Annotated in this window: 9 protein-coding genes; 8 read left to right on the forward strand and 1 reads right to left on the reverse strand. The window is 70.8% G+C overall.

Translation table 11 applies throughout. The features are described 5' to 3' along the window. Positions 1-2: 2 nt before the first annotated feature. Positions 3-2,588 (reverse strand): alpha-glucan family phosphorylase, encoded by a 2,586-nt coding sequence (glgP, locus tag ACOKGD_RS01690; protein ID WP_342336368.1) that lies wholly within the window; start codon positions 2,586-2,588, stop codon positions 3-5. Positions 2,589-2,834: 246 nt separating this feature from the next. On the opposite strand from glgP, the gene ACOKGD_RS01695 reads away from it, so the two are divergent. From ACOKGD_RS01695 to ACOKGD_RS01730, 8 genes are all read left to right on the forward strand, one after another. Further along, on the forward strand, positions 2,835-4,799 hold the full coding sequence (locus ACOKGD_RS01695; protein ID WP_342336369.1) for an alpha-1,4-glucan--maltose-1-phosphate maltosyltransferase: 1,965 nt from the start codon (positions 2,835-2,837) through the stop codon (positions 4,797-4,799). 51 nt (positions 4,800-4,850) lie between these two features. Beyond that, positions 4,851-6,617, forward strand: a complete 1,767-nt coding sequence (gene treS / locus ACOKGD_RS01700) for a maltose alpha-D-glucosyltransferase (protein ID WP_342336370.1) — start codon at positions 4,851-4,853, stop codon at positions 6,615-6,617. Between the two features lie 14 nt (positions 6,618-6,631). Next, positions 6,632-8,047 (forward strand): maltokinase N-terminal cap-like domain-containing protein, encoded by a 1,416-nt coding sequence (locus ACOKGD_RS01705; RefSeq protein WP_342336372.1) that lies wholly within the window; start codon positions 6,632-6,634, stop codon positions 8,045-8,047. Beyond that, positions 8,044-10,275: a 1,4-alpha-glucan branching protein GlgB gene (gene glgB / locus ACOKGD_RS01710; protein ID WP_342336374.1), complete on the forward strand. Its 2,232-nt coding sequence runs from the start codon at positions 8,044-8,046 to the stop codon at positions 10,273-10,275. The genes ACOKGD_RS01705 and glgB overlap by 4 nt, the downstream gene beginning before the upstream one ends. Positions 10,276-10,600: 325 nt before the next feature. After that, the gene (locus tag ACOKGD_RS01715) at positions 10,601-11,272 is read left to right on the forward strand and encodes a FadR/GntR family transcriptional regulator (protein ID WP_342336376.1); all 672 of its coding nucleotides are present in this window, start codon (positions 10,601-10,603) and stop codon (positions 11,270-11,272) included. Next, complete coding sequence (locus ACOKGD_RS01720) at positions 11,269-12,075, forward strand: amidohydrolase family protein (protein ID WP_342336377.1); 807 nt, start codon at positions 11,269-11,271, stop codon at positions 12,073-12,075. Before ACOKGD_RS01715 ends, ACOKGD_RS01720 begins: the two co-directional genes overlap by 4 nt. Before the next feature lie 89 nt (positions 12,076-12,164). Beyond that, positions 12,165-13,004 carry a fumarylacetoacetate hydrolase family protein gene (locus tag ACOKGD_RS01725; RefSeq protein ID WP_342336379.1) on the forward strand — a complete coding sequence of 280 codons (840 nt, stop codon included), beginning with the start codon at positions 12,165-12,167 and terminating at the stop codon, positions 13,002-13,004. Next, on the forward strand, positions 13,001-13,747 hold the full coding sequence (locus ACOKGD_RS01730) for an SDR family NAD(P)-dependent oxidoreductase (RefSeq protein ID WP_342336380.1): 747 nt from the start codon (positions 13,001-13,003) through the stop codon (positions 13,745-13,747). The genes ACOKGD_RS01725 and ACOKGD_RS01730 overlap by 4 nt, the downstream gene beginning before the upstream one ends. Positions 13,748-14,045: the final 298 nt, after the last annotated feature.

A 14,045-nucleotide genomic window follows, 5' to 3' on the forward strand; every position in this document is an offset into this window, starting at 1 on the left:
CGCTAGGCCAGCGCGGCCAGACCGAGCTCGGCGGTCGAGGCGAGCAGGCGGTGCTTCGGCACCACGCGCACCGTGTACCCGAACGCGCCCGCGCGGTCGAGGCGCACCGATCCGGCGAACGCCGCGCGCGAGCCCTCGAACGTCTCGCGCAGCTCCAGCGGGGTCACCTGCAGCGAGCTGAGCTGGTCGTCGTCGCCGGTGCGGCCGTAGGCGAGCTGCACCTCGACATCGTCCGGCGAGAGGCCGCCGAGCGCGACGTGGGCGACGACCTCGAGCGAGGCGCCCACCACCGCCGCGGTGTCGACGCCGTGCGACTCGACGTGCTCGACGCGCACACTCGGCCACGCCTCGCGCACCCGCCGCTTCCAGGTGGCGAGCTCGACGGCACCCGCGTACGCGGCGTCGCCGTTGAGGCGCCGGGCCGCGGCGGCCGCGGGGGCGTAGAGCGTGGTCACGTAGTCGCGCACCATGCGCGTGGCCAGCACCTTCGGCCCCAGCGAGTCGAGCGTGTGGCGCATCATCTCGAGCCAGCGCGCCGGCACGCCCTCGCCGTCGACGTCGTAGAAGCGCGGCGCGACCTCCCGCTCGATCAGGTCGTACAGCGCGGCGGCCTCGAGGTCGTCGCGCTTGTCCGGGTCGGCCAGCCCGTCGGCCGACGGGATGGCCCAGCCGTTCTGGCCGTCGAACCACTCGTCCCACCAGCCGTCGAGGATCGACAGGTTCAGGCCGCCGTTGAGCGCCGCCTTCATGCCGCTCGTGCCGCACGCCTCGTAGGGGCGCAGCGGGTTGTTGAGCCAGACGTCGCACCCCGGGTAGAGGGTCTGCGCCATGCCGATCTCGTAGTTCGGAAGGAACACGATGCGGTGGCGCACCTCGGGGTCGTCGGCGAAGCGCACCAGCTCCTGGATCAGGCGCTTGCCGCCGTCGTCGGCGGGGTGCGACTTGCCCGCGATGATGAGCTGGACCGGACGCTCCGGATCCAGCAGCAGCCGCTTCAGGCGGTCCGGATCCCGCAGCATCAGCGTGAGGCGCTTGTACGACGGGACGCGGCGGGCGAAGCCGATCGTCAGCACGTCCGGCGAGAGCGCATCGCCGATCCACCCCAGCTCGGCCTCCACGGCCCCGCGCTTCAGCCACGAGGCGCACAGGCGCTCGCGGGCGTCGAGGACGAGGCGCTCGCGCAGCTCGTGCTTGACGCTCCAGACGCGGGACGGCGGCAGCGCATCGAGCGCGCGGGCGAACGCCTCGGGGTCGCCGTCGATGTCGGCGCCGTACTCCTGCAGGATCTCCTGGAACTCGCGCGCCACCCAGGTGCCCAGGTGCACACCGTTGGTGATGGAGCCGATGGGCACCTCGGCCTCGCCGAACGCGGGCCACAGTCCGTTGAACATGTCGCGGCTGACGTGACCGTGCAGCTGCGAGACGCCGTTCGCGCGCTGGGCCAGGCGGAACCCCATCACGGCCATGTTGTGCATGCCGGGGTCGCCGCCCTCGTAGTCCTCGGCGCCGAGGGCGAGCACGCGGTCGGTGGGGACGCCGGGCAGCACACCGCCGTCCGAGGCGAAGTACTGCTGGATCAGCGACCGGTCGAAGCGGTCGATGCCGGCGGGCACGGGGGTGTGGGTGGTGAACACCGTCGAGGCGCGCGCCATCTCGAGCGCGTCGTCGAAGTCGAGGCCCGCGCTGCCGCCGTCCGATCCGGTGGTGAGCTCGCGGATCCGCTCGAGCCCCTGGAACCCGGCGTGGCCCTCGTTCGTGTGGTAGACGTCCGGGACCGGGGCGCCGGTCAGGCGGCTGAAGGCGCGCAGCGCGCGCACGCCGCCGACGCCCAGCAGCAGCTCCTGGCGCAGGCGGTGCTCGGCCCCGCCGCCGTAGAGGCGGTCGGTGATGTCGACGTAGTGCTCCGGGTTCGGATCGATGTCGGTGTCGAGCAGCAGCAGGGGCACCCGGCCCACGCGCGCCACCCAGATGCGGGCACGCAGGTCCGGCCCGCCCGGCATCGCCAGCGTGACGACTGCGGGCGATCCGTCGGCCTCCCGCAGCACCGTCAGGGGCTTCTCGTCCGGGTCGATCAGCGGGTACGACTCGAGCTGCCAGCCCTCGCGCGACAGCGTCTGGTCGAAGTAGCCGTGGCGGTACAGCAGGCCCACGCCGATGAGGGGCAGGCCCAGGTCGCTGGCGGCCTTGAGGTGGTCGCCGGCGAGGATGCCGAGGCCGCCCGAGTACTGCGGCAGGGTCGAGGCGATGCCGAACTCGGGCGAGAAGTAGGCGATGGTGCGCGGAGCGTCGGCCACGTCGCGCTGGTACCAGAGGTCATCGGCGAGGTAGGCCCGCAGGTCGCGGTGCGCGCGCTCGAGCGTCGCGCAGAACGCGGCGTCGGCGGCGAGCTCGTCGAAGCGCGATGCCGGCACCGAGCCCAGCAGGCGCACGGGGTCGTGCGTCGAGTGCCACAGCTCGGGATCGACGTGCGCGAAGACGTCCTGAGTGGGGATGTCCCAGCACCAGCGCAGATTCCCCGCCAGCTCTCCGAGCGCGGACAGCGCCTCGGGAAGGACGGGTCGGACGGTCAGTCGGCGGATCGCACGCATGGCCCCACGCTAACGCCGCGCCCCCGCGGCGCGACAGGTCGAGCAGATGAATGAGTACGCACCATTGCCGACCCCAGCACCCGAGGCCCGCACAGGGGCATGGAACCCCTCGGATGGCGGGATCCCGGGCCGATCGCGGGTGCCCCGGGGCGCCGCTCACGACGCGCGGGTTACACCCGGATGAAGGATGACGCAAGGTCTCGGCCCTGAGTGGCCATGGATGCCCGGCTGTGCCAGGTTGGGGACATGGTCGGACGTATCCCTGTTATCGACGTGCACCCGGTTGTGGACCAGGGTCGTCGCCCTGCGAAGGCCACGGTCGGCGAGCCGTTCCCCGTGCAGGCGACGGTGTTCCGCGAGGGGCACGACAAGCACGGCGCCGAGATCGCGCTGATCGGCCCCGACGGCGTGCGCCGCGAGCCGATCCGCATGCGCCAGATCGGCACCGGCACCGACCGGTACGAGGCCTGGGCGACCCCCGACGTCGAGGGCGAATGGGCCTTCGAGGTGCGCGGGTTCTCCGACCCGCTCGCGACCTGGACCCACGATGCCGGCATCAAGATCCGCGCGGAGGTCGACGTCGACCTGATGTTCCTCGAGGCGACACAGCTGCTCAAGCGGATCCGCACCGAGCACACGCTCTCCGCGGCTGAGAAGGCCGTGGTGAAGGCGGCCGAGGCCGCTGCCGGCGACGCCACCCGCCCCGTCGAGGCGCGCCTCGCGGTGCTCGAGGGGCCCGAGACGCAGGCGCTGTTCGCAGCGCATCCGCTGCGCGATCTGCTCACGGTCGCGGGTCCGTTCCCGCTGTTCGCCGACCGCCGCCGGGCGCTGACCGGCGCCTGGTACGAGTTCTTCCCGCGCTCCGAGGGCGCGAAGGTCGACAGCCGCACCGGCAAGGTCAAGAGCGGCACGTTCAAGACAGCGGTGAAGAGCCTCGAGCGCGTCAAGGCGATGGGCTTCGACGTGCTCTATCTGCCCCCGATCCACCCGATCGGCGAGGTCAACCGCAAGGGTCCGAACAACACGCTGACCCCGGCGCCGGGCGACCCCGGATCGCCGTGGGCGATCGGGTCGAAGGACGGCGGCCACGACGCGATCCACCCGGACCTGGGCACCTTCGCCGACTTCGACGCCTTCGTGAAGAAGGCCAACGCCCTGGGCATCGAGGTCGCGCTCGACCTCGCCCTGCAGGCGGCGCCCGATCACCCCTGGGTGACGACGCACCCGCAGTTCTTCCGCCACCGCGCCGACGGCTCGATCGCGTACGCCGAGAACCCGCCGAAGAAGTACCAGGACATCTACCCGGTGTACTTCGACGACGACTACGAGGGCGTCGTCGCCGAGGTCACGCGCGTGGTGCGGCTGTGGATGTCGCACGGCGTGCGGATCTTCCGCGTCGACAACCCCCACACGAAGCCCGTCATGTTCTGGGAGCGCCTGCTCGGCGACCTCAAGAAGACGGATCCGGACGTCCTGTTCCTCTCCGAGGCGTTCACCCGCCCGGCGATGATGCACACGCTCGGCTCTGTGGGGTTCCACCAGTCGTACACGTACTTCACCTGGCGCGTGGCCAAGGGCGAGATCGAGGAGTACCTGCGCGAGGTGTCGCGCGAGAGCGACCACCTCATGCGTCCGAACTTCTGGGTGAACACGCCGGACATCCTGCACGCCTCGCTGCAGTACGGCGGCCCCGCGATGTTCGCGATCCGCGCGACGCTCGCCGCCCTGGCGACGCCGTCCTGGGGCATGTACGCCGGCTACGAGCTGTTCGAGCACGTCTCGGTCAAGCCCGGATCCGAGGAGTACCTCGACAGCGAGAAGTACCAGATCCGCATCCGCGACTGGCAGGGCGCCGCCGAGAGCGGCCGGACCCTGGCGCCGTACATCACCCGCCTCAACGAGATCCGCCGGGCGCACCCGGCGCTGGGCCTGCTGCGCAACCTCGTTGTGCACTCGACCGAGGACGACAACATCCTCGCGTTCTCGAAGACGCACGGCGACGACACCGTCATCGCGGTGATCAACCTCGACCCGCACGGGGCGCACGACACCACCGTGCATCTGGATCTCGAGGCCGCCGGCCTGCCGGAGAGCTTCGTCGTCCACGACGAGCTGACCGGCGCCGAGTGGGTCTGGGGCGCCGACAACTACGTGCGTCTCGACCCCGTCGGCGACGTCGCGCACATCCTCACGGTCAGGGCGACCGCGTAAGAGATCGACCGCTCTGCCCGGAAGACAATTGGCCGCCTAAGGAGGAACTGCATGACTCCCGAGCCCGCTCCGTACACCTCGTCGATCCCGATCCTGTCCCAGGAGCCCTTCCCGGATCAGATCGCCGATCGCGCCCAGCCGGACTGGTTCAAGACCGCGGTCTTCTACGAGGTGCTGGTGCGGTCCTTCAAGGACAGCGACGGCGACGGGATGGGCGACTTCCGCGGTCTCATCGAGAAGCTCGACTACCTCGAATGGCTCGGCGTCGACTGCCTGTGGCTGCCGCCGTTCTTCCCGTCGCCGCTGCGCGACGGCGGGTACGACGTGGCCGACTACACGGGCGTGCTGCCCGAGCTGGGCACGACCGACGACTTCCAGGAGTTCCTGCACGCCGCGCACGCCCGCGGCATCAAGGTCATCATCGACTTCGTCATGAACCACACGAGCGACGAGCACCCGTGGTTCCAGGAGAGCCGCCGCGACCCCGACGGGCCCTACGGCGACTTCTACGTGTGGAGCGACACCGACGAGCTGTACGAGGACGCCCGCATCATCTTCGTCGACACCGAGCCGAGCAACTGGACGTGGGATCCCGTTCGCCAGCAGTACTACTGGCACCGGTTCTTCTCGCACCAGCCCGACCTCAACTTCGACAACCCGAAGGTGCACGAGGCGATGCTCGACGCCATGCGCTTCTGGCTGGACATGGGGCTCGACGGCTTCCGCCTCGACGCGGTGCCGTACCTCTACGAGCGCCCCGGCACCAACGGCGAGAACCTGCCCGAGACGCACGAGTTCCTGCGCATGGTGCGCAAGGTCGTCGACCGCGAGTACCCCGGTCGTGTGCTGCTGGCCGAGGCGAACCAGTGGCCGGCCGACGTCGTCGACTACTTCGGCAACCCCGAGGTCGGCGGCGACGAGTGCCACATGTGCTTCCACTTCCCCGTGATGCCCCGCATCTTCATGGCGGTCCGTCGCGAGCAGCGGTTCCCGATCTCCGAGATCCTGGCGCAGACGCCGCCGATCCCGTCCGGCTGCCAGTGGGGCATCTTCCTCCGAAACCACGATGAGCTCACGCTCGAGATGGTCACCGACGAGGACCGCGACTACATGTGGAACGAGTACGCGCAGGATCCGCGGATGAAGGCGAACATCGGCATCCGCCGCCGCCTCGCGCCCCTGCTCGAGAACGACATCGACCAGATCGAGCTGTTCACCGCCCTGCTGCTGTCGCTTCCCGGGTCGCCCGTCCTCTACTACGGCGACGAGATCGGCATGGGCGACAACATCTGGCTGGGCGACCGCGACGGCGTCCGCACCCCGATGCAGTGGACGAGCGACCGCAACGCCGGCTTCTCGTCCGCGAACCCGGGCAAGCTCTCGCTGCCCGTGGTGCAGGACCCGGTCTACGGCTACCTGGCGGTCAACGTCGAGGCCCAGCAGGAGAACCGCTCGTCGCTGCTGCACTGGACGCGCCAGATCATCCAGGCCCGCAAGCGCCACCCGGCGTTCGGCCTCGGAAGCTTCAACGACCTCGGCGGATCCAACCCGTCGGTGCTGTCGTATTCGCGCGAGCACGAGAACGCCGACGGATCGGTCGACGTCATCGTCTGCGTCAACAACCTGTCGCAGTTCCCGCAGCCCGTCGAGCTGGATCTGCGTCGCTTCCAGGGGATGGTCCCGGTCGAGCTGATCGGCGGCGTGGCCTTCCCGCAGATCGGCGAGCTGCCGTACCTGTTGACGCTGGGCGGTCATGGGTTCTACTGGTTCCAGTTGCATGCGCCGGCGGTCGAGTCGGAGGAGGTGGGACTGCTGTGAACGAGCCAAAGGGAATGAACACCGCGGGGATCGATTGGGAGGCGTATCTCTCCCGCACACGCTGGTTCGGGGGCAAGGGACGCCCCTTCCGGGTGGGCGACGTGCGCCAGCTCGCCGAGCTGTCCGACGGCGTCGACGACCTGCGCGCCACCGTCTACCTCGTCACGGTGGAGTACTCCGACGACGAGGGCGGATCCGAGCGCTATCAGGTGCCGCTGTCGTCGTACGACGAGCCGCAGGACCGGATCGCCTACGCGTTCGTCGGGTCCGTCGAGACCGACAGCGGGCTGCGCCACGTCTACGACGGCGTGCACGACCGCGCCGCGATGCGCATCTGGCTCGAGGGCTTCGTCGACGCCGAGCAGACCGGCACCGCCGAGCGCGGCGGGCTGCGGTTCCACCGGGTCGCGGGCACCACGCTCGACCCCGAGCTGGTGCCCTCGCCCCTCACGGGCGAGCAGTCGAACTCATCGCTGCGGTTCGACGACACCGCGATCATGAAGGTGTTCCGCAAGGTCAGCCCTGGCGTGAACCCCGACATCGAGATCCACGAGGTGCTCACCCGAGGCGGCTCCGCGGACATCGCGGCCCTGTTCGGCTGGGTCGAGATCGACCTCGACGGCGGCGAGGGCGTGCTGCAGCTGGCGATGATCCAGCAGTTCCTGCGCACCGCGACCGACGGCTTCGAGCTCGCCACCGGCAGCGTGCGCACACTGCTCGCCGACCTCGAGCTCAGCGTCGAGGAGTCCGGAGGCGACTTCGCGGGCGAGGCCGCACGTCTGGGCGAGGCGCTCGCCGCGGTGCATCTGATGCTCCGCGAGAGCTTCCCTGTCGAGAGCCGCGGGGCCGACAGCACGTCCGAGCTCGCCGGCCAGATGATCGCGCGCCTCGAGCAGGCCGCGCGCATCGTGCCCGAGATCGAGCCGTACGGCGACCGCCTGCGGGCCGCGTACAACGCGGTCTGCGAGCTCGGTCGCCTCGACGTGCAGCGTGTGCACGGCGACCTGCACCTCGGCCAGACGCTGCGCACCACCGAGGGCTGGAAGCTCGTCGACTTCGAGGGAGAGCCCGGCCGGCCCTTCGCCGAGCGCGTCCTTCCCGACTCGCCCTGGCGCGACGTCGCCGGCATGCTGCGCTCGTTCGACTACGCCGCGCGTGTGGTCGAGCTGAGCGCCGTGGGAGCGGACGAGCCCGAGGCCGCCCTCCGCGCCCAGCGGGCTCGCGAGTGGTCGGCCCGCGCGCGCCGTCACTTCCTCGAGGGATACGTGGCCTCGCTGGGTGAGGACGCCGGGTCGGAGAGCGAGCGCGGCGTCCTGCTCGATGCGTACGTGGCCGACAAGGCCGTCTATGAAGCTGTCTACGAGAAGCGCAACCGCCCGACGTGGATCGGAATCCCGTTGGCCGCGCTGGAACGGATCGGTACCCGATGACTGAGCCCCAGATCCTGCCCGTCGACGGATCCGTCCTGGCGGCGGTGGCGTCGGGAATGCACCACGACCCGCACGCCGTGCTCGGCGCGCACCCCCACGACGGGGCCGTCACCGTGCGCGTGCTGAAGCCGCTCGCCGCCGCGGTGGCCGTGCGATTCGAGGGCGCCGCGTCGCGTCGGTTCCCCGACGGCCAGTACGAGATCGAGCTGGCCCACGAGCAGGACGGCATCTGGGCGGGCGTGCTGCCCGTCGAGCAGGTGCCGACCTACCGGGTCGCCACCTCGTACGGCGAGGGCGACGCGGTGACCACCACCGTGAAGGACGACCCGTACCGCTTCCTTCCGACTGTCGGCGAGGTCGATCAGCACCTGATCGGCGAGGGCCGCCACGAGCAGCTGTGGACGGTGCTCGGCGCCCACGTGAAGACCTTCGACGGCCTGGGAGTCGTGCCCGACGTGACCGGCGCCGCCTTCGCGGTGTGGGCGCCTCGTGCGCGCGCCGTGCGGCTGAAGGCCGACTTCAACAACTGGGACGGCCGCGAGCACCCCATGCGCAGCCTCGGCTCGTCGGGTGTCTGGGAGATCTTCGTTCCCGACGTCGGCAGCGGCACGCACTACAAGTACGCCATCCTGGGCGCCGACGGCGTCTGGACCGAGCGGGCCGACCCGATGGCCGGCTACGCCGAGAAGCCCCCGATGACGGCCTCCATCGTGCACGCCTCCACCTACGAGTGGGGCGACGAGGCGTGGCTCGCGCAGCGCGCGGCCGACGCGGGCCGCGGGCACACCGACCGCCCGATGTCGATCTACGAGGTGCACCTCGGATCCTGGCGCAAGGACAAGACCTACGAGCAGCTGGCCGACGAGCTCGTCGGCTACGTGTCGGACCTCGGCTTCACGCACGTCGAGTTCATGCCCGTTATGCAGCACCCCTTCGGCGGCTCGTGGGGCTACCACGTCACGTCGTACTACGCCCCGGACAGCCGCTTCGGCGATCCGGACGGCCTGCGTCTGCTCATCGACCGCCTGCACCAGGCCGGCGTCGGCGTCATCCTCGACTGGGTGCCCGGCCACTTCGCCACCGACCCGTGGGCGCTCGTCCGCTTCGACGGCGCGCCGCTCTACGAGGACCCCAACCCCCAGCGCGGCTGGCACAAGGAGTGGGGCTCGCACATCTTCGACTTCGGCAACCCGCCGGTGCGCAACTTCCTCTACGCCAACGCCCTGTACTGGCTCGAGGAGTTCCACGCCGACGGCCTCCGCGTCGACGGCGTCGCCTCGATGCTCTACCTCGACTACTCGCGCGAGGCGGGGGAGTGGACGCCGAACAAGCACGGCGGCCGCGAGAACCTCGAGGCCGTGCAGTTCCTGCAGGAGATGAACGCCACCGTCTACAAGCGCGTGCCGGGAGTCGTCACGATCGCCGAGGAGTCCACGTCGTGGCCGGGCGTCACCCGCCCCACCTCCGAGGGCGGGCTCGGCTTCGGCTTCAAGTGGAACATGGGCTGGATGCACGACACCCTCGGCTACATCGGCCGAGACCCCGTGTACCGCGCCCACCACCACGGCGAGATGACCTTCGCGCTGGTGTACGCGTGGAGCGAGAACTTCGTCCTGCCCATCTCGCACGACGAGGTCGTGCACGGCAAGGGATCGCTCCTGCGCAAGGCGCCCGGCGACCGCTGGCGTCAGCTCGCCACACTGCGCGCCTACCTCGCCTACATGTGGGCGCACCCCGGCAAGCAGCTGCTGTTCATGGGATCCGAGTTCGGCCAGGAGTCGGAGTGGGCCGAGTCGCGCGAGCTCGACTGGTGGCTGCTGGACCTGCCCGATCACCTCGGCGTCCACCGCGCGATGAAGGACATGAACGCGCGCTACAAGGAGACCCCGGCGCTGTGGGCCCGCGACACCTCCCCGGAGGGCTTCGAGTGGCTCGTCGCCGACGACTCCCAGGCGAACGTCTTCGCCTGGGTGCGCCGCGACGCCGACGGCTCGCAGCTCGTCTCGATCACGAACTTCTCGGCCCAGCCCCACGACCGCTACGGCCTGCGATTCCCGCAGCCGGGCCAGTGGGACGAGGTACTCAACACCGACGCCACCGACTTCGGCGGCTCGGGCGTGGGCAACCTCGGCCGCGTGCTCGTCGAGGGCGACCGCGCCGAGATCGCCCTGCCCCCGCTCGCCACGGTCTGGTTCCGCCTGGCCGAGCCCGCCGCTCCGGAGGCCTGACACTCCGGGGCGGGGGCGCCTCGCTCGGGTTAGCCCGCGCGTCGGGATCCCGCTCCGGAGCCGCAGTCCCGGCTCGCAGAGCGAGCCCCGCCAGGCCCGGTGCCTGCGGCTCCTCCGCGGGATCCCGACGCGCTTCGCGCGCGGGGGTCGCTGCCCCTCCCGCATCCCCCTCCTCGCTCGTCCCCTGCCTCGTTCGTTGAGCGAGCGAGGCACGAGCGAGTCGAAACGCCCCGGGCCCGCCACGGCGTCGCCCCGTAGGCCCGAGTCGGCATCCGGGGCGGCTCCAGTGCCCCATCCGATACATCCGACCAATAAGCTCACCCGTATGGCAGTGACAGATGAGGCGATCGCCGGCATCAAGCAGATGATCGTGTCGGGGCAGCTGCGCCCGGGCGATCGGCTGCCGCCCGAGAAGGAGCTCAGCGAGCGTCTGGGCCTCTCGCGCAGTTCGCTGCGTGAGGCGGTGAAGGCGCTCGAGGTCATCCGCGTGCTCGACGTGCGGCGCGGCGACGGCACGTACGTCACGAGCCTCGAGCCGCACCTGCTGCTCGAGGCCATGTCGTTCGTGGTCGACCTGCACCAGGACGACTCGATCCTCGAGATCTTCGCGGTGCGCCGCATGCTCGAGCCGCAGGCGACGTCGCTGGCCGCGCGCGCGGCGAGCGACGAGGAGATCGCGGACATCGGATCGCTGCTCGACGAGCTCGGCGACGATCCGGACATCGAGCAGCTCATCGCGCACGACATCGAGTTCCACAACCGGATCGCGGCCTCGGCGGGCAACGCGTACCTCGCGAGCCTCCTCGAGTCGCTCTCCGGGCGCACGGTGCGGGCAAGGGTCTGGCGCGCGATCACGGAGGGCGGATCGGTGTCCCGCACGGTCGACGAGCACCGCGCGATCCTGGATGCGGTCGCCCGCCGCGATCCCGAGCTCGCCGCCGCGCTGATGGTGGCGCACGTCGCGGGCGTCGAGGAATGGCTGCGGCGGGCACGATGAGCGTGCTCGATGCGCACGTCCACGTGTGGCGCCCGTCGGCGCTGCCGTACCCGTGGCTCGCATCGCTGCCGGCGCTGGACCGCGATCTCGGGCCGGCGGACATCGACGACGCCGGCGGCGAGATCACCGAGTGGGTGTTCGTCGAGGCCGACTCGGCCGCTCCTCGCGAGGAGGCGGAGTGGGTGGCGGCGCTCGACTGGCCGGGACTGCGCGGCATCGTCGCCAAGGCCGACCTGCGTGACCTGCGGCTCGATGAGATCGCCGCGACTCGCGGTGTGGTCGGGGTGCGGCACCTGCTGCAGGATCAGCCGATCACCGACGACCTGGTTCCGGGGCTGCGGGCGGTGGGTGAGAGCGGCCTGACGTTCGACGCGTGCGTGCGCCGACAGCAGCTGCCGACGCTCGCCGATCTGCTCGCCGAGGCCCCCGGCACCCGCACCGTGCTCGACCACGTGGGCAAGCCTGCGGTGGCGATGGGGCTCGCGAGTGCGGAGGGGCGGGAGTGGGCCGCCGCGATCCGGCGCATCGCCGAGCTGCCGCACGTGTTCGTGAAGCTCTCCGGCCTGCCCGCCGAGGGAGGTCTCGGGCCCGACTTCCTGAGGGTCGCGCTGGAGGCCTTCGGCCCCGAGCGCTGCATGTTCGGCGGCGATTGGCCGGTGTCCGGCGTCCCCGGCGCGGGCGTCCCGGTGAGAGACGCGCTGGACACCGTGCGCGCGGTCGTCGGTGCCGAGGGCGCCGACCGCGTCTTCGGCGATGTGGCACGAACGTTTTATGGCCTCACGGCCCGCGTGGACCTGCGCTGAGACATCCGACCTCTGTGCAGCTCCGGTGCTAGGATCGCCCTGAAGCGCGTCAGCGCGACCTCAGACCTCGGATGTTCGGAGTGGAACAGATGCGATTCGCACGACTCGGCGAGCGGGGCGCGGAGCGCCCCGTCGTCCAGGTGGATGACCGGTACTACGACCTCACTCCGGTGACGGCCGACATCTCGGGGGAGTTCCTCGCGAGCGATCCGGTCGCCCGGGTCCGAGCGGCGCTCGACGCCGGTGAGCTGCTCCCGGTCGATGCCGACGGCGTCCGCATCGGCGCGCCGATCGCGCGTCCCTCCGCCGTCTACTGCGTCGGCATGAACTATGCGGCCCACGCCGCCGAGTCCGGATCCGAGCCGCCGAAGAACCTCGTGATGTTCATGAAGGCGCCCAACACCGTGGTCGGGGCGTATGACGACGTCGCCATCCCGCGCGCCAGCGAGAAGACCGACTGGGAGGTCGAGCTCGGCATCGTGATCGGCCGCCGCGCGAGCTACCTCGGCTCGCCCGACGAGTCGGCCGCCCACATCGCCGGCTACGTCATCGCGAACGACCTGTCCGAGCGCGAGTGGCAGATCGAGCTGTCGGGCGGCCAGTGGGGCAAAGGCAAATCGGCCCCCGGCTTCTCGCCCGTGGGCCCGTGGCTCGTCACGCCCGATGAGATCGACCCGTCGGATCTGCGGCTGCAGAGCTGGGTGAACGGCGAGCCGCGTCAGGATTCGCGCACCGCCGACCTGATCTTCGACGTGCCTTACATCGTGTGGCACCTGTCGCAGCATCTCGAACTCGAACCGGGGGATCTGATCCTCACCGGCACCCCGCAGGGCGTCGCGCTCTCGGGCCGGTTCCCGTACCTGAAGGCCGGCGACATCGTCGAGCTCGAGATCGAGGGCCTCGGCCGCCAGCGTCAGGAGTTCGTGTGAGCGGGCACCTCGACGGCCTCGTCGCCGTCGTCACGGGTGGCGCGTCGGGCATCGGCGCCGCGATCGTCGAGCGCCTCCGCGAGGACGGAGCCCGCGTGGCGATCTTCGACCGCGAGATCCCCGCCGGCCTCGCGGACGCCTATGTGGTCGACGTGACCGACGACGCCACCGTGCGCGCGGGCGTCGACGCGGTGGCCGCCGACATGGGCGGCATCGACATCGTCGTCAACAACGCCGGCATCGGCGCGCAGGGCACGATCGAGGCCAACCCGGATGACGAGTGGCATCGGGTGTTCGACGTGAACGTGGTCGGCATGGTGCGCGTCGCCCGGGCGGCGCTGCCGTGGCTGCGGAAGTCGCGGGCCGCGGCGATCGTCAACACCTGCTCGATCGCCGCCACCGTCGGCCTCCCCGAGCGCGCGCTCTACGGCGCGACGAAGGGCGCGGTCCTGTCGCTCACGCTGCAGATGGCCGCCGATCACCTCCGCGAGGGCATCCGTGTCAACGCCGTCAATCCCGGCACCGCCGACACCCCGTGGGTGGGGCGCCTGCTCGACGCGGCGTCGGATCCGGCCGCCGAACGCGCGGCGCTCAACGCCCGCCAGCCCCACGGGCGCCTCGTCGCGGCAGACGAGGTCGCCGACGCCGTGGCCTACCTCGTCAGCCCCCGCGCCGGCTCCACCACGGGCATCACCCTGGCCGTCGACGGCGGCATGGACAGCCTCCGCCTCCGCCCCCAGTGACCCCCGCGGATCCGCCAACGCATGCTACTTCTCCCCCTCTGAGGCCGCATCCCTTGGCGGATCCGCCCTGCCCGAGCTGGCTGGATGCAGACCCGCCACGGGATGCTTGCAGATCAGCCAGTGGTTGCTGCCTGCGGCGCTTCTAGGCCGCACTTCCTGGCAGTTCTTCCAACCAGCGAGGGTGGATTCTGCCCACCCTGCCCGGCTGGCCGACCTCCTCGGGGTGCGCCTGCGCGCCGGCAGGATCCGCCAGCAGATGCGGGCGACCCGCCCCTGAGAACGCGTCCCTTGGCGAATG

The organism is Microbacterium phosphatis (genome assembly GCF_049177115.1).
In the GTDB taxonomy this organism is placed as follows: domain Bacteria; phylum Actinomycetota; class Actinomycetes; order Actinomycetales; family Microbacteriaceae; genus Microbacterium; species Microbacterium phosphatis.